The 16,700-nt window shown below is 43.1% G+C and carries 13 protein-coding genes; 12 read left to right on the top strand and 1 reads right to left on the bottom strand.

Going from position 1 to position 16,700, the window contains the following annotated elements:
- The first annotated feature begins 62 nt into the window (after nucleotides 1-62).
- From AC0VX1_RS26010 to AC0VX1_RS25965, 10 genes are all read left to right on the top strand, one after another.
- Nucleotides 63-2,192, top strand: a complete 2,130-nt coding sequence (locus tag AC0VX1_RS26010; RefSeq protein WP_095678807.1) for a (Fe-S)-binding protein — start codon at nucleotides 63-65, stop codon at nucleotides 2,190-2,192.
- A 198-nt stretch (nucleotides 2,193-2,390) separates the two neighbouring features.
- A complete protein-coding gene (locus tag AC0VX1_RS26005; RefSeq protein WP_413021603.1) occupies nucleotides 2,391-3,581 on the top strand; it encodes an acetyl-CoA C-acetyltransferase in 1,191 nt (396 codons plus the stop codon).
- A gap of 33 nt (nucleotides 3,582-3,614) precedes the next feature.
- Nucleotides 3,615-4,466 carry a 3-hydroxybutyryl-CoA dehydrogenase gene (locus tag AC0VX1_RS26000; protein WP_048683542.1) on the top strand — a complete coding sequence of 284 codons (852 nt, stop codon included), beginning with the start codon at nucleotides 3,615-3,617 and terminating at the stop codon, nucleotides 4,464-4,466.
- Nucleotides 4,467-4,501: 35 nt separating this feature from the next.
- Nucleotides 4,502-5,638, top strand: a complete 1,137-nt coding sequence (locus AC0VX1_RS25995; protein WP_063574644.1) for an acyl-CoA dehydrogenase — start codon at nucleotides 4,502-4,504, stop codon at nucleotides 5,636-5,638.
- Nucleotides 5,639-5,664: 26 nt separating this feature from the next.
- Nucleotides 5,665-6,804, top strand: a complete 1,140-nt coding sequence (locus AC0VX1_RS25990; RefSeq protein WP_034315870.1) for an acyl-CoA dehydrogenase — start codon at nucleotides 5,665-5,667, stop codon at nucleotides 6,802-6,804.
- 108 nt (nucleotides 6,805-6,912) lie between these two features.
- Nucleotides 6,913-7,545 (top strand): TetR/AcrR family transcriptional regulator, encoded by a 633-nt coding sequence (locus AC0VX1_RS25985; protein ID WP_034315867.1) that lies wholly within the window; start codon nucleotides 6,913-6,915, stop codon nucleotides 7,543-7,545.
- A gap of 30 nt (nucleotides 7,546-7,575) precedes the next feature.
- On the top strand, nucleotides 7,576-10,842 hold the full coding sequence (gene icmF, locus AC0VX1_RS25980; protein WP_475469543.1) for a fused isobutyryl-CoA mutase/GTPase IcmF: 3,267 nt from the start codon (nucleotides 7,576-7,578) through the stop codon (nucleotides 10,840-10,842).
- Between the two features lie 138 nt (nucleotides 10,843-10,980).
- Nucleotides 10,981-11,151 carry a hypothetical protein gene (locus AC0VX1_RS25975; protein WP_475469542.1) on the top strand — a complete coding sequence of 57 codons (171 nt, stop codon included), beginning with the start codon at nucleotides 10,981-10,983 and terminating at the stop codon, nucleotides 11,149-11,151.
- A gap of 205 nt (nucleotides 11,152-11,356) precedes the next feature.
- Nucleotides 11,357-11,947 carry a DNA-directed RNA polymerase subunit delta gene (gene rpoE / locus AC0VX1_RS25970; protein WP_413007785.1) on the top strand — a complete coding sequence of 197 codons (591 nt, stop codon included), beginning with the start codon at nucleotides 11,357-11,359 and terminating at the stop codon, nucleotides 11,945-11,947.
- 411 nt (nucleotides 11,948-12,358) lie between these two features.
- Entirely contained in the window at nucleotides 12,359-13,966 is a 1,608-nt protein-coding gene (locus tag AC0VX1_RS25965; protein WP_048683527.1) for a CTP synthase, read from the top strand.
- A 260-nt stretch (nucleotides 13,967-14,226) separates the two neighbouring features.
- Here AC0VX1_RS25965 and AC0VX1_RS25960 read toward each other — a convergent pair whose 3' ends face one another.
- A complete protein-coding gene (locus AC0VX1_RS25960) occupies nucleotides 14,227-14,757 on the bottom strand; it encodes a DUF2529 domain-containing protein (protein WP_413007786.1) in 531 nt (176 codons plus the stop codon).
- 310 nt (nucleotides 14,758-15,067) lie between these two features.
- On the opposite strand from AC0VX1_RS25960, the gene AC0VX1_RS25955 reads away from it, so the two are divergent.
- Nucleotides 15,068-15,439 (top strand): response regulator, encoded by a 372-nt coding sequence (locus tag AC0VX1_RS25955; RefSeq protein ID WP_061465740.1) that lies wholly within the window; start codon nucleotides 15,068-15,070, stop codon nucleotides 15,437-15,439.
- A 248-nt stretch (nucleotides 15,440-15,687) separates the two neighbouring features.
- The gene (locus tag AC0VX1_RS25950; RefSeq protein WP_413021600.1) at nucleotides 15,688-16,545 is read left to right on the top strand and encodes a class II fructose-bisphosphate aldolase; all 858 of its coding nucleotides are present in this window, start codon (nucleotides 15,688-15,690) and stop codon (nucleotides 16,543-16,545) included.
- Nucleotides 16,546-16,700: the final 155 nt, after the last annotated feature.

Here is a 16,700-nt window from a genome sequence, read left to right as displayed (position 1 = left end):
ATTTCCCATAATGGTACCTGGCATTTTGCAATTTACTAAAGAGGGGGAAAGACTGCATGGAAATGAATGGTTTACTGTGGATCAACTTAGTTGCATTCCTGCTTGTAACCGCTTACGCCGCCGGTTTGTTTATCTATTTGATAAAGACTCGTATTGCTTATATAAAACTTGGCAAAAAAGTGGAATTCGATAACCGTGTGAAAGATCGTCTTGTCAAAATAGGGGTGTATGTATTTGGACAGAAGAAGCTCTTTAAAGATAAAAAGAGCGGGATCATTCATGCCTTGTTATTTTATGGTTTCATATTAGTGCAATTTGGCGCACTTGATTTTTTCGTTAAAGGCTTAAGGCCGGGGTGGCATTTACCGTTCGGCCCTGTTTATCCGGCCTTTACTTTCTTCCAGGAAATTGTGACGCTTACCGTTCTTGTTGCAATCCTATGGGCGGCATACCGCCGTTATGTCGAAAAGCTTGTTCGCTTGAAAAGGGATTTCAAAGCAGGTTTGGTTGTCATCTTCATTACCGGTATCATGATCACTGTATTACTGGGGAATGGAATGGGAATGATCTGGCATGGACACGATGCAACCTGGTCAGAGCCAGTCGCATCGAGCATTGCATTTCTATTCGGCTGGATGGGGACAACAGCGGCAACCGTCGTTTTTTATGTAGCTTGGTGGCTGCATTTACTGATCATATTATCTTTCCTTGTTTATATCCCGCAATCTAAGCACGCTCATTTGATTGCCGGTCCAATAAATGTATTCCTTAATCGCCTGGACAATCCGGGGAAATTGAAACCGGTTGATTTGGAAGAAGAGATTCTCGACAAAGAAGGCAATCAATATTACGGTGCCAAATATATCGAGGACTTGACGCAATATCAAATGGTGGACCTCTATGCCTGTGTGGAGTGCGGCCGCTGTACGAATATGTGCCCGGCTACAGGTACCGGGAAAATGCTGTCCCCAATGGATATCATAATCAAGATGCGTGACCATTTAACTAATACAGGCGCTGCCGTTACAACGAAGCAGCCATGGGTGCCATCTTTTGTTTTTGGAAATACGAAGGGAAATAAGATCGCTCTGGCTGGTGCCGCGCAGGGGGTGCAGGAATCGGCTGCAGCAACAGAAGCATACAGTCCGAGCCTGATTGGCGAAGTCATTACGGAAGAAGAACTTTGGGCTTGCACCACATGCCGGAACTGTGAAGATCAATGCCCGGTAATGAATGAACATGTCGACAAAATCATTGATATGCGCCGTTATCTAGTGCTTACTGAGGGCAGACTTGATCCCGATGCACAGCGTGCCATGACGAATATCGAGCGTCAAGGGAACCCGTGGGGATTGAACCGTAAAGAGAGAGAAGATTGGCGAAGCCTTCGGGAAGATGTCAGCGTCCCAACCGTGAAGGAATTAAAAAAGGCAGACGAAGAATTCGAGTATTTATTTTGGGTGGGTTCAATGGGGTCTTACGATAACCGAAGCCAGAAGATTGCCCTTTCCTTTGCTAAATTATTGAATGAAGCGGGCGTCACATTTGCAATTCTCGGAAATAAGGAGAAAAACTCAGGGGATACTCCACGTCGATTGGGTAATGAGTTTGTTTTTCAGGAACTTGCCATGAAAAATATAGAAGAATTCCAGAAGAATGAAATAACGAAAATCGTGACGATCGATCCGCATGCATACAATATCTTTAAGAATGAGTATCCGGATTTTGGCTTGGAAGCGGAAGTGTATCACCATACTGAGCTGTTGGCCAAACTTGTCAGTGAAGGCAGGCTGGTGCCGCAGTATCCGGTGAATGAGACGATTACATTCCACGATTCCTGTTACTTGGGAAGGTACAATGAAGTATACAGCCCGCCGCGTGAAATCTTACAATCCATTGATGGAGTGAAACTTATTGAGATGGAGCGTAACCGTGAGAAGGGTATGTGCTGCGGAGCTGGAGGCGGTTTGATGTGGATGGAAGAAGAAACTGGAAACCGCATTAATGTCGCCCGTACCGAACAAGCGCTGGCCGTCAGTCCAACAGTGATCAGTTCAGGATGTCCTTATTGCCTGACCATGCTATCTGATGGGACGAAGGCAAAAGAAGTTGAGGAAAATGTTAAAACGTATGATGTAGCTGAACTACTCGAAAAAGCGGTCATTGGTGAAAATAAATCGATTGCCTCTTAATTTTAAATGGAATTGCCTGCTTCCTCTAAATGAGATTCAAATAGAAGCAGGCAATATTTTCAATATTTATAAACTAAATATTTTCATTTTTGAGAAAAATGTGTAATATAATTATAATATTAAGCGCTTACAACACTATTTTTTTAACTCCAAATTGAGCGAGCGTTCAATCAATGTTACTTATAGGGGGAAATAATGATGGCGAAAACAGTGATTATTAGCGGTGTGAGAACACCTTTTGGTAAATTCGGCGGTGGTCTTAGCAGTTTGACGGCATCACAGCTTGGTGGAATAGCAATCAAAGAGGCACTTGTTCGGGCAGGGATTGAAGGAAGCCAAGTGGACGAGGTCATCATGGGGAATGTGCTTCAAGCAGGCCAAGGCCAAATACCGTCCCGACAGGCAGCCCGTCATGCTGGATTGCCTTGGGAAGTGAAAACGGAAACCATTAATAAAGTATGCGCATCAGGACTTCGCAGTGTCACATTGGCTGATCAGATCATTCGCTTAGGTGAAGAAGAAATCATTGTTGCCGGCGGAATGGAATCGATGAGCAATGCACCTTATATCCTTCCAAAAGCAAGGTGGGGCCTAAGGATGGGTGATGGGGTACTGAAGGATACGATGATATCGGATGGACTTAGCTGCAGTTTTACGGGCGTCCATATGGGGACTTACGGTAACAGTACAGCCGAGGATCTTGAAATCACCCGTGAGGAACAAGATAACTGGGCTTATGAGAGTCACCAAAAAGCGATAAAAGCAATCGATGGCGGAATTCTTGCAGAAGAAATCATTTCCGTACAGGTGCCGGTCCGAAAAGGCGAACCAATTACCATCGAACATGATGAAGCCCCAAGAAAAGATACATCTGCCGGAAAGTTGGCTAAACTAGGTCCAGCTTTCAATAATGAGGGGACCATTACGGCTGGTAATGCACCAGGTGTCAATGACGGGGCGGGTGCTCTCGTATTGATGAGTGAGGAACGCGCTGAAAAAGAAGGGAAAACGCCTTTTGCCTATATTTTAGCTCATGCAGAAGTGGCAGTGGAAGCAAAGGACTTCCCTAAAACGCCAGGTCTGGTCATAAATGAACTTCTGAAGAAGACAGGTAAATCGATAGAGGAAATTGATTTATTTGAAGTGAATGAAGCATTTGCTACGGTTGCATTGGCCAGCGGGAAAATTGCCAACATCGAGCCAGGAAAAGTGAATGTAAACGGAGGGGCCGTAGCATTAGGTCACCCAATCGGGGCAAGTGGTGCCCGTATCATCATTACGCTGATGCATGAACTGAAACGCCGCGGAGGGGGATTGGGCATCGCAGCGATCTGTAGTGGCGGCGGTCAGGGAGATGCCATTTTAATAGAAGTGCCTAAGCAAGGATAATAGTTTCATAGATAAATGAGGAGGGATATTCCCATGGGCATTCAAAAAGTGATGGTCATTGGTGCGGGACAGATGGGATCTGGCATTGCCCAGGTCTGTGCAATGAGCGGTTATGAAGTTCTTTTACACGATTTAAAAGATGAGTATGTAGAAAAGGGTTTAGGGACTATTGCCAAAAACCTATCGCGGCAGGTTGAAAAAGGGAAAATGGAATCCGAGGAGAAGGATGCAATCCTTTCCCGGCTTACTTCCTCAACGAATTTGAAAAATGCAGCTGCAGTAGATTTGGTGATTGAAGCGGCAGTGGAAAACATGGAAATAAAAACAAGAATATTCGCCGAGTTGGATGAAATCACGCCCCGGCACGTCATTCTTGCATCCAATACTTCTTCGCTACCGATTACCGAGATAGCCGCTGCCACGAAAAGGCCGGAAAAGGTAATTGGCATGCACTTTATGAACCCGGTTCCAGTCATGAAGCTGGTTGAGGTCATCCGCGGCCTTGCTACAGCGGATGAAGTTTATCAAGAGGTTGAAAAGATGGCTGAATCCTTGAATAAGGTACCGGTGGAAGTCAATGATTTTCCAGGTTTTGTAGCGAATCGGATTTTGATGCCGATGATCAATGAGGCCATCTATACACTTTATGAGGGCGTCGCTACTAAAGAAGCGATCGACGACGTAATGAAACTGGGCATGAACCATCCGATGGGCCCGCTTACGCTAGCTGACTTCATCGGCCTGGATACATGCTTGTATATAATGGAAACCCTTCACCAAGGACTGGGAGACGATAAATACCGACCGTGTCCGCTGTTAAGGAAATATGTAAAGGCAGGGTGGTTAGGCAAGAAATCAGGACGGGGCTTTTATGAATATAACTAATCATGGAAAGATGTGCAGCCAGGGAGGGATGAAGGATGGATTTCAAATTTACCGAAGAACATGAAATGATGCGTAAAATGGTAAGCTCTTTTGCGGAGAATGAGATCACTCCTCATATCGAGGCAATGGAAACAGGCGTGTTTCCAAAAACGATTCTGCAAAAAATGGGTGAGCTTGGTTTGATGGGAATTCCGATTTCAGAAGAATACGGTGGCGCGGGTATGGACTTCATGTCTTATATCATTGCCATCAATGAGATTTCCAAAGTAAGTCCCACTCTCGGTGTCATACTGTCCGTTCATACATCTGTCGGCACAAATCCAATCGTTTATTTTGGAACGGAAGAGCAGAAGCGAAAGTATGTGCCTAAGTTAGCCGCTGGTAAAAATTTAGGGGCCTTTTGTTTGACTGAGCAAAGCTCAGGTTCCGATGCTGCGAGTTTGAAATCGAAGGCAGTGGCAGTAAAGGAAGGCGGACAATATCGAATAAATGGGTCCAAGGTTTTTATCACCAATGGCGGGGAAGCGGATGTGTTCATTGTTTTTGCCTCGACCGACCCACAGAAGGGAAGCAAGGGAATCTCTGCTTTTATTGTAGAAAAAGGGACGCCGGGCTTAATCATCGGTAAAGATGAACGTAAAATGGGCCTTCATGGTTCGAGCACCGTGCAGGTGACGTTCGAGGATATGAAAGTCCCTGCAGCCAATCTCCTAGGTAAGGAAGGGGAAGGTTTTAAGATCGCCATGGCCAACTTGGATGCTGGAAGGATCGGGATTGCCGCTCAAGCGCTAGGAATTGCTGAGGGTGCCATGGAACATGCTGTCCGATATGCAAAAAGCAGGGAGCAATTCGGAAAACCCATTGCAGAACAGCAAGGGATTGGTTTCAAACTGGCCGAAATGGCAACGAGCATAGAAGCTTCAAGGTTACTCGTCTATCGTGCGGCGTTTTTACGCTCACAGGGATTAAAGTCCGGTAAAGAGGCGGCAATGGCTAAGCTATTCGCTTCGAGGACGGCCGTTGAGGTGGCGATAGAAGCCGTCCAAGTGTTCGGGGGCTATGGATATACAACGGATTATCCGGTCGAACGATATTTCAGGGATGCAAAGGTAACTGAAATTTATGAGGGTACAAGCGAAATACAGAGAATGGTCATCAGTAAAAGTCTGTAATTACGAGAAATTTAGGAGGCATTGCCATGCAATTTAAACTAACTGAAGAACATGAAATGATCAGGAAAATGGTGCGCGACTTTGCCCAGAATGAAGTGGCTCCGACTGCTGCCGAGAGGGATGAAGAAGAACGATTCGACCGTGAAATCTTCGATAAAATGGCTGAACTTGGATTGACCGGGATTCCGTGGCCTGAGGAATACGGCGGAATTGGAAGTGATTACTTAGCGTATTGCATAGCGGTTGAGGAACTTTCCCGCGTTTGCGCTTCTACTGGGGTGACTTTATCAGCCCATACTTCGCTCGCAGGATGGCCAATATATAAGTTTGGCACTGAAGAACAAAAACAAAAATACCTTCGCCCGATGGCACAAGGTGAAAAAATCGGTGCATATGGCCTGACTGAGCCTAGCTCAGGCTCAGACGCCGGAGGGATGAGAACGACTGCAAAGCTTGTGGGTGATGAATATGTTATCAGCGGTTCCAAAATCTTCATTACGAACGGCGGGATTGCGGATACATATGTCGTCTTTGCATTGACGGATCCTGAATCGAAGCAAAAAGGAACGAGTGCTTTTATCATTGAAAAGGACTTCCCGGGCTTCAGTGTTGGTAAAAAAGAGAAGAAGCTTGGAATCCGTTCATCACCGACTACGGAAATCATCTTTGATGAGTGCCGTGTTCCTAAAGAAAATCTCCTTGGAAAAGAAGGGGAAGGCTTTAAAATCGCGATGATGACGCTTGATGGCGGCCGTAATGGAATTGCAGCCCAGGCTGTAGGGATAGCCCAAGGTGCATTGGATGCTGCGGTTGATTATGCAAAAGAGCGCGTCCAATTCGGCAAGCCAATTTCTGCACAGCAGGGAATCGGTTTTAAATTGGCGGATATGGCAACGGGTGTTGAGGCTTCAAGGCTATTAACCTATCAGGCAGCCTGGTTGGAATCAGTGGGTCTTCCTTATGGGAAAGAGTCGGCCATGTCCAAACTTTTTGCTGGAGATACAGCAATGAAAGTGACGACGGAGGCCGTACAGGTTTTCGGGGGCTATGGATATACAAAAGATTATCCAGTGGAGCGGTATATGCGTGATGCGAAAATAACCCAGATTTACGAAGGTACACAGGAAATTCAAAAGCTGGTCATCTCACGGATGGTTACTAAATAGGGTTGAAACTGTGGTTTTCCGATGAGGCTCTGCCTTTACCGGAATTCCCTTTTCAATTTCTTCAGAATATCAATGGTTGAATAATGGGCTTTCAAAAGGAGTTTGGAAATGGAAAAAAGAGAGGTTCTTGCATCTGTAAAGGATGAGCGGCTGGTTGAAAAAAGGCGTACTCAAATGATTAAAGGAGCGGTGACCCTTTTTAAAGAAAAGGGATTTCATCGTACGACTACCAGGGAAATTGCCAAAGCGGCAGGCTTTAGCATTGGTACATTATACGAGTATATCCGGACCAAGGAAGATATATTATATCTCGTTTGTGACTTTATTTATGATGAAGTCCAGGAAAAGCTTCAGAAGGAAATAGAACAGAGTGATGGGACACTTGAAAGCTTGAAGTTGACGATCGCCTATTTTTATAAAGTGATGGATGATATGCAGGACGAAGTGCTTGTCATGTATCAGGAAGTGAAGGCCCTGACGAAAGATGCTTTACCATATGTTCTGAATAAAGAACTTCGGATGGTGGGCATGTTCGAAAAAGTGATAACGAAATGTGTTGAGAATGGGGAGCTATCATTAACGGAAAAACAAATAAGCCTTGTTTCACATAACATTTTCGTACAGGGACAGATGTGGAGTTTTAGAAGATGGGCTTTGCATAAACAGTACACGCTTCAAGAGTATGTTGAACTGCAGACGCAATTATTGATTCAAAATGTATCGGGTTCCAAAGTGCACTGATATAAATAAGTTTCAATAAGGGGGAGCTAAATGAGTACAGTTGAGGTGTATAAACCGAAGAACCATATTAGATTCGTTACAGCTTCGAGTTTATTTGATGGACATGATGCATCCATCAATATAATGAGGAGAATCCTTCAGTCCAGCGGGGCGGAAGTAATTCACCTAGGCCATAATCGTTCGGTGGAAGAAATCGTGAATGCGGCCATCCAGGAAGATGTCCAGGGCATAGCCATGTCATCTTACCAAGGAGGACATGTGGAATATTTTAAATATATGTATGACCTGTTGATGGAAAAGGGAGCCGGGCACATTCGGATTTTTGCCGGCGGTGGCGGGGTCATCATCCCTAGGGAAATTAAAGAACTCCATGATTATGGGATTGCCCGTATCTTTTCACCTGATGAAGGGAGGGAATATGGTCTTCAAGGAATGATAAACGTTTTGATGGAGGAGTGTGATTTCTCGACAGTCAAACCATCCTTACAGGAACGTTTTGATGAATTGATTGCCGGGGGAACGAATGCCATTGCCCAATTCATTACCTTTGCCGAAAATAGACTCGATGTTTCACAGGAATCAGCGGCAGCGGTGGAGAGTCTTTTTGAGCAGATCAAGACTTCCGAAAAGAAGGTTCCTGTTCTGGGAATCACGGGGACTGGCGGAGCTGGAAAAAGTTCATTGACTGATGAATTGATACGAAGGTTCATTAACGAAATTCCGGACGAGAGAGTCGCCATTCTATCTGTAGACCCGACCAAACAGAAAACGGGCGGTGCCCTTCTTGGTGACAGGATCAGAATGAATTCGATCTTTTCAGAGCGTGTTTATATGCGGAGCCTAGCCACGCGCCATTCAAAAAGTGAGCTGTCTTTGGCGATAAAGGATGCCATTTCAGTCGTAAAGGCAGCAGGCTTCGATTTAATCATCGTTGAAACGAGCGGGATCGGTCAGGGTGATGCAGAAATTGCCGAAATATGCGATGTATCCATGTATGTAATGACGAGTGAATTCGGTGCTCCTTCGCAACTTGAAAAAATCGATATGATTGATTATGCAGACTTGATAGTCATTAACAAATACGAGCGCAAAGGTTCCGAAGATGCAAAAAACCAAGTTCAAAAGCAATACCAAAGAAGCCGTACGCTTTTTGATCAAGATCCATCTGAAATGCCAGTATACGGTACAATCGCTTCCCAATTCAATGACCCAGGCACCAATGCATTATTCGCTGCACTGATTGAAAAGCTTAATGAAAAATCAGGAACGGCTTGGAGTACGGCCTTTTCGAAAGAAGCGGATGTTTACAAGCAAAATGTCATCATTCCAACTGACCGCCGGTATTATTTACGTGAAATCAGTGATACGGTCAGATCGTATCATAAGCGTGCCGCTGAACAAGTGCGTATTGCCCGGAGGCTTTTCCAGCTTGAAGGAGCCATTGATGCAGTTAAGGAAAATGATAACAACGGCGATATGGTGGCTTCTTTAGAAAAACTGAAAAAGGAAACCGCCTCGAATTTATCACCTGAATCTAAAAAAATCCTTTCTGGATGGATGGATTTAAAAGAAAAGTATGCAGGAGAGCAGTTTGTAACGAAAGTAAGGGATAAAGAAATCGTGACAAAGCTGAAAACGAAAAGTTTATCAGGTTTAATGATCCCGAGAGTATCACTGCCGAAATATGTGGATTATGGAGAGATTTTGGGATGGGTATTCCGTGAGAACGTTCCGGGCTTCTTTCCTTACACAGCGGGAGTCTTTCCATTCAAGCGTGAAGGGGAAGACCCGAAGCGGCAATTTGCCGGTGAAGGATCGCCCGACCGTACCAACAGGCGTTTTCATTATTTATCAAAGGATGATACGGCTAAACGGCTAAGCACGGCTTTCGATTCTGTAACTTTATATGGCGAGGACCCTGATCACCGACCTGATATCTATGGAAAGGTAGGAGAAAGCGGAGTCAGCATCTGCACGTTGGATGACATGAAAAAGCTGTATGCAGGTTTTGATCTTTGCCACCCCTCAACCTCTGTATCCATGACCATCAATGGACCGGCACCAATCATTTTGGCCATGTACATGAATACGGCAGTCGATCAGCAGATTCAAAGGAAAGAAGAAGAGCTAGGCCGTCCCCTTACAAACACCGAAGCTGAAGAAGTGCAGGCTTATACGCTTCAGACGGTACGCGGAACTGTTCAGGCGGATATTTTGAAAGAGGACCAAGGCCAGAATACATGCATCTTCTCTACGGAATTTGCTCTAAGGTTAATGGGCGACATTCAAGCATATTTCATCGATCGGAAAGTCAGGAACTATTACTCTGTATCCATTTCTGGCTATCACATTGCAGAAGCGGGTGCCAACCCAATTTCACAGCTGGCTTTTACATTAGCGAATGGCTTTACTTACATCGAATATTATTTAAGCCGCGGAATGAATATTGATGACTTTGCCCCGAATTTGTCGTTCTTCTTCTCAAATGGGCTCGACCCGGAATATACGGTGATCGGGAGGGTGGCAAGAAGGATCTGGGCGACAGTCATGCGGGATAAATATGGTGCGAACGACCGCAGCCAGAAGCTCAAATATCATATACAGACTTCCGGGCGCTCGCTTCATGCCCAAGAAATTGATTTTAATGATATCAGAACGACACTTCAAGCTTTAATGGCACTGCAGGACAACTGTAATTCCCTGCATACTAATGCGTACGATGAAGCCATCACGACGCCTACAGAAGAATCCGTGCGCCGGGCAATGGCCATCCAAATGATCATTACGAAGGAGCATGGTCTCTCAAAAAATGAAAACCCGATGCAAGGTGCCTTCATCGTGGAGGAATTGACGGATCTGGTCGAAGAGGCCGTCCTGCAAGAGTTCGATCGCATCAATGATCGTGGCGGTGTGCTGGGTGCAATGGAGACGCAATATCAGCGCGGGAAAATCCAGGATGAATCGATGCATTACGAAATGAAAAAGCATACGGGAGAATTGCCGATCATCGGTGTAAATACGTATTTGAATCCAAATCCTCCTTCCGAAGAAGCGGTGAACAGCATGGAAATTGCCCGTGCAACCAAGGAAGAAAAGGAAGGGCAAATCATAAATCTCCGGGCATTCCAGGAAAGAAATAAGGAGTTCACGGATGAAGCGTTAACTAAACTGAAATTGGCAGCCATGAATGGGGAGAATATCTTTGCTGAGCTCATGAACTGCGTGAGGGTGGCCAGTCTGGGTCAGATAACGAGGGCGTTATATGATGTAGGCGGTCAATATCGAAGAAATATGTAAACTTAGAAGGGGGCTCCGAACGTTTAGGGGCCCTTTTTTTAAATAATTCCCGTCTTTTTTAACAAAATGAAGATTTTACCTTATAATTATTCGGAAAAGGGGCAAAAATGAAGAATCAGCCCTATTGGAGTTGAGAAAATGAACCTGAAAATGATTGGGTTGATCATAGGTTACATTCTTGCCATCATTTTTTTATTTGAGCTGTATGAGCATCAATTGGGAGCCATTTCTTTTTTTATCCTGACTGTTGTCTTTTTTACGGCAGCCTATCGTCAGAAATCGAAAAAGAAAAAAGGGAAAGATCTTTAGCTTTTGGTTTCCTGTGAATGATAGACAATAAGGTAAATCTGTGAAAGTATCATATAGAACTAGCATAAACCCATTTAGATTGTTTATAATGGAGTATATGTCTAGCAGGAATTGTCGTTATTTTATCGAACTACTGTTTTAGATTATTTTTTTATGTGAAAAAACACGGAATTCAGTGTTTGAATAGAGAAGGGAAGTGCGGAATTTGAGTTTAAAACAATACTCAAAAGAGCAATTATTGGAAATGTCCTTAATAGAGATGGCATATGATTTGTTAGTTGAAAGAAATGAACCGATTCCATTTAAAGACTTAATTAGTGAATTAGCTTCGCTGCACCATTTATCCAAAGCGGAAGTGGAAAAGAAAATTGCCCAATTCTATACGGATTTAAATGTGGATGGCCGTTTCACTTCACTTGGAGACAACCGCTGGGGATTGAAAACATGGTACCCGGTTGACCAAATCGAAGAAGAAGTCGTACATGTTGTAAAACCTAAAAAGAAAAAGAAAGCCAAAAAGGCTGCTGTCGTTATCGATGATTTCGATGAACTTGAAGACGAAGACCTTGACTTTGAAGAGGATATCGATGATCTGGACGAGGATGAAGATGACGACGATGATGATATTCTAGGTGCTCCAGTCATCGACGAAGTGCTTTTGGATGATGACGTGGATGATGACGACGACCTGGAAGAAGAAATAATCGAAGATGATGCATTTGTCCTGGAAGATGATGAGGACGAAGATGAAGACGAAGATGACTTGGATGACTTGAATAAAGAGGATGAGAAATAAATAATCGCCCTTGACTTTTTAAGGCGAAATTTGTAGAATCATTTTTGGGCTCCTTAAAAAAGGACACAATGATTAAATTATATCGCTCCCTTACTTTTTTGTAAGCGGAGCGTTTTTGTTTTTAATGATGGAATGAATAAATGACATCATTTTTTTATTTTTAAAAATGATTTCTCGTAGAATTGTAAAAACTATAGAGAACATATTTATGTTAACTGTCATTTAAGGAAATTTATTCTTGTTCATGTATCCTGCATGACTCTCACTAAAGACCTTTAAGTGATTAATGGTTTGTACTGGTTACGGTTTTTAGCTTTTAACCGCTCGTGTGGCGGAAGATTTGATTCAGGTTCCGATCTAATGAAGTGAAGAACTGAATTGGAAGAAAACATTCTATTAGGAGGATATAAGATGACAAAATATATTTTTGTGACAGGTGGAGTAGTTTCTTCCTTGGGAAAAGGGATTACGGCCGCTTCTTTAGGAAGATTATTAAAAAATAGGGGATTGAATGTTACGATCCAGAAGTTTGACCCTTATATCAACTTGGATCCTGGTACGATGAGTCCATATCAACATGGTGAAGTGTTTGTAACGGATGATGGTGCTGAAACGGATTTGGATTTGGGGCACTATGAGCGTTTCATCGATATCAACCTTGGTAAACACAGCAATGTGACTACAGGCAGAATTTATTCAACCGTCCTGAGAAAAGAACGCCGTGGCGATTATCTAGGTGGAACGGTTCAAGTTATTCCCCATATCACGAATGAAATTAAAGAACGGGTTTTCCGTTCAGGCAATGAAACGAATGCCGACATAGTCATCACTGAAATTGGCGGTACTGTAGGGGATATCGAGTCTCTTCCATTCCTTGAAGCGATTCGCCAAATCAAGAGTGATATCGGCATCAATAATGTTATGTATATCCACTGTACACTGGTTCCTTACATCAAAGCTGCAGGTGAAATGAAAACAAAACCGACACAGCACAGTGTAAAAGAATTACGCAGTCTTGGCATTCAGCCAAATATCATCGTTGCACGTACTGAAAGCCCGATTTCACAAGATATGAAGGATAAAATCGCTTTATTCTGCGATATCGATAAAAATTCTGTTATCGAATGTCTTGATGCGGATACACTTTACTCCATCCCTCTAGCGCTTCAAGCGCAAAATATGGACCAAATCGTTTGTGATCACTTGCAATTGGACTGTGGCGAAGCGGATATGGAAGATTGGAAGGAACTAGTCAAAAAGGTTACTTCTTTATCAAAGAAAACGAAAATCGCCTTAGTCGGAAAATATGTTGAATTGCAAGATGCTTATCTTTCTGTAGTGGAAGCACTTAAGCATGCTGGTTACGCATTTGATGCAGATGTTGAAATCGACTGGGTGAATTCCGAAGATGTAACTAAAGAAAATGTTGCAGAACTTCTTCAAGATGCAGATGGAATCCTTGTACCTGGAGGTTTTGGAGATCGTGGAATCGAAGGGAAAATTGCAGCGACTGAATTTGCCCGCACGACAAAAAAACCATTCTTCGGAATTTGTTTAGGCATGCAGTTGGCGTCCATTGAGTATGCACGCAACGTCTTGGGATTGCCAGAAGCACATTCAGCTGAAATTAAGGAGGATACTCCTGATCCAATCATCGATCTTCTTCCTGAGCAGAAGGATGTAGAAGATTTGGGCGGAACACTGCGTCTTGGTCTGTATCCATGTAAGCTTATCGAAGGTACTAAAGCATACGAAGCTTATAATGATGAGGTTGTTTATGAACGTCACCGTCACCGTTATGAATTCAATAACCACTACCGTCAAGCTATGGAAGAGGCAGGATTCGTGTTCTCCGGTACAAGTCCAGATGGCCGTCTAGTCGAAATCATTGAACTGAAAGATCATCCTTGGTTTGTGGCTTCCCAATTCCATCCGGAATTCACGTCACGTCCTAACCGTCCACAGCCGCTATTCCGCGACTTTGTCGGTATGTCATTAAAGAACGGCGAAAATCGTTAATAAACAAAAAAACAGCCCCTGTGGCTGTTTCAGACTGTAGGCAAACTTGAAGAAAATCGAGTTTGCCTACAGTTTTTTTATGGTTTGTACTTTGGGAGGTTGATGGCCACTCCAAGCACCGCTTAGACGTGCTTTCCCGCATGAGTCCCGCACACCCCCGCTCCAATCAAATTTGTTTTAACATTTAGAGGGTGGTCAGTGGGTTCGGGAACATCATTTGATGAAAGATATATTTTTCCGAACCTTTTTAGATGAATTCATCATTCTTCATCTTCATATTCTTTTATGATTTCTTCAAGAGTGAATTTAATTCCATGATAAGCGAAAAGAGCGGTTAGGAGGGTAGGGTACCCATATCGATTTCCGGTTTCATCGGGAATCAATCCCCGTTGGATGCGTAAATCAATATGTACGTCAGCCAACTCCAAAAGAGAATCTTCTTCAGAAGAGACGGATGTAGAAACCGCAACAAATGGGATATCTTTTTCCTTGAGTTGTTTTGCCAGCATCAATGCTTCTGAATCATCCGAATGGCGGCTGAATATAAGAAATCGATCTTCCTTGGAAATTGTTTCACTTAAATCATAGCTTTTTGCCTTAGGAAAGGGTTCTTCCCCATGCAATGCCTCGGCAGTGACGCCCTGCATTTCACTAAAACCGTGAATGAACACAGAACCGTCCCCAACCACAGCCTGAGCCAGCAGGCGTCCGGCATCCTCCATTTCAAAGGCTTCATTTTCAATCATTTTTTTAAATAAACCGCTTATCTGTGTCGAGAAAATTTTTAACATGATCAGGGACTCCTTTAAAAAATAATATACTTATTATAAATGACTTTCCTTTGCATTGACAGGTTTCAGGGTTTTTGGTCCAAAGGGCAGAATTAACTAAATCGGTCGAAAAAACAAAAAAATTAAAATTCCTTTTAGCCATACAGCAGGAATTTTGTTACAATTATCGAATATGAACATAGATGTCATGAATGAATAAATGCGTTGCTCAAGTAATTTGACGCAATCTATGTAACTACCCTTTTTCGGGTAATAGGCCGAATAGGCTAATATATTTAATGGATGAATCGGGAAGGGGAGAGGTGATAAAATGTCAGGGAAAATATTGATTGTTGATGATCAATTCGGGATTCGTATTTTATTGAACGAGGTGCTACATAAAGAAGGGTATGAAACATTTCAAGCAGCTAATGGCATTCAAGCCTTGGAAGTGCTAAATAATCATTCACCCGATCTTGTATTGCTGGATATGAAGATTCCGGGAATGGATGGCATTGAGATCTTGAAAAGGATGAAAGTCGTCGATCCGGACATCCGGGTCATAATCATGACGGCATATGGTGAACTTGATATGATTCAAGAAGCAAAGGATTTAGGGGCAATGACACACTTTGCAAAGCCGTTTGATATTGATGATATTAGAAAAGCCGTTCGTGAATACTTACCGATTCAATCGAGTTAACGGTCTTGAAAGTTTAATATTATTGACGGGGAAATTACCGCGGCTATCTTTTTTTTAGATGGGCCGTGTTTTTTTGGAATAAAATTTGAGACATGGTACAGTTGTAATTGTTGCTGTTTTTTTGATGTATTGATATGCTAAAAGAGGAGAGATATTCTGATTTATAAAGCGTATGCTACTTTGGTTTTAGGGAATATCTAGAAAGAATTAACTTTAAAAATAAACATCCACTAGTAGGAGGAAATCAAATGCCTTTAGTTTCTATGAAAGATATGCTGAATAAAGCCCTTGATGAAAAATATGCAGTAGGTCAATTCAATATCAACAACCTTGAATGGACTCAAGCTATCCTAGCTGCTGCAGAACAAGAAAAATCTCCAGTCATCCTTGGTGTTTCCGAAGGTGCTGCCCGCCATATGGGTGGTTTTAAAACGACTGTGATGATGGTTCAAGGATTGTTGGAAGACATGAAAATCACTGTTCCTGTGGCCATTCACCTTGACCATGGTTCAAGTTTTGATAAATGTAAAGAAGCTATCGAAGCTGGATTCACATCAGTAATGATCGATGCTTCACACCATCCGATCGAAGAAAATATCGAAACAACCAAGAAGGTTGTCGAATTCGCACACGCACGTAATGTTTCGGTTGAAGCGGAAGTGGGCACAGTTGGCGGACAAGAAGATGATATAATCGCTGATGGAGTCGTATATGCAGACCCACAAGAATGTGAACAGTTGGTTAAAGAAACGAATGTCGACTGTTTTGCTCCAGCATTGGGATCCGTTCACGGACCATACAAAGGTGAACCTGACCTAGGCTATAAAGAAATGGAAGAAGTTCGTGATTTAACGAACAAACCACTTGTTCTTCACGGCGGTACAGGCATTCCTACGAAAGATATCCAAAAAGCGATTTCTCTTGGAACATCAAAAATCAATGTGAATACGGAAAATCAAATTGTGTTCACAAAAGCTGTTCGTGAAGTTCTGAATAGCGATGCTGAAGTATACGATCCTCGTAAATTCATGGTTCCTGGCCGTGAAGCGATTAAAGAAACGGTCATCGGCAAAATACGTGAATTCGGTTCAAACGGCAAAGCATAATTTCAAAAGGGTTCCATCCCTTTTAATGTAAGGCAATATTCCCATTGGGGGGGCTCCCCCCTAATGGTTTCTTTTAGATGCAGGCTTAATCCGATCTCTATTTTTCGAACAATTAGAATTCAATAGGGAAATAAAAAATCGATTACATACGGAGG

The sequence above is a fragment of the Peribacillus sp. QJM3NY_7 genome, assembly GCF_056173225.1.
The sequence above is the reverse complement of the archived record's forward strand: the minus strand, read 5'-3'. Positions and strand labels throughout refer to the sequence as shown.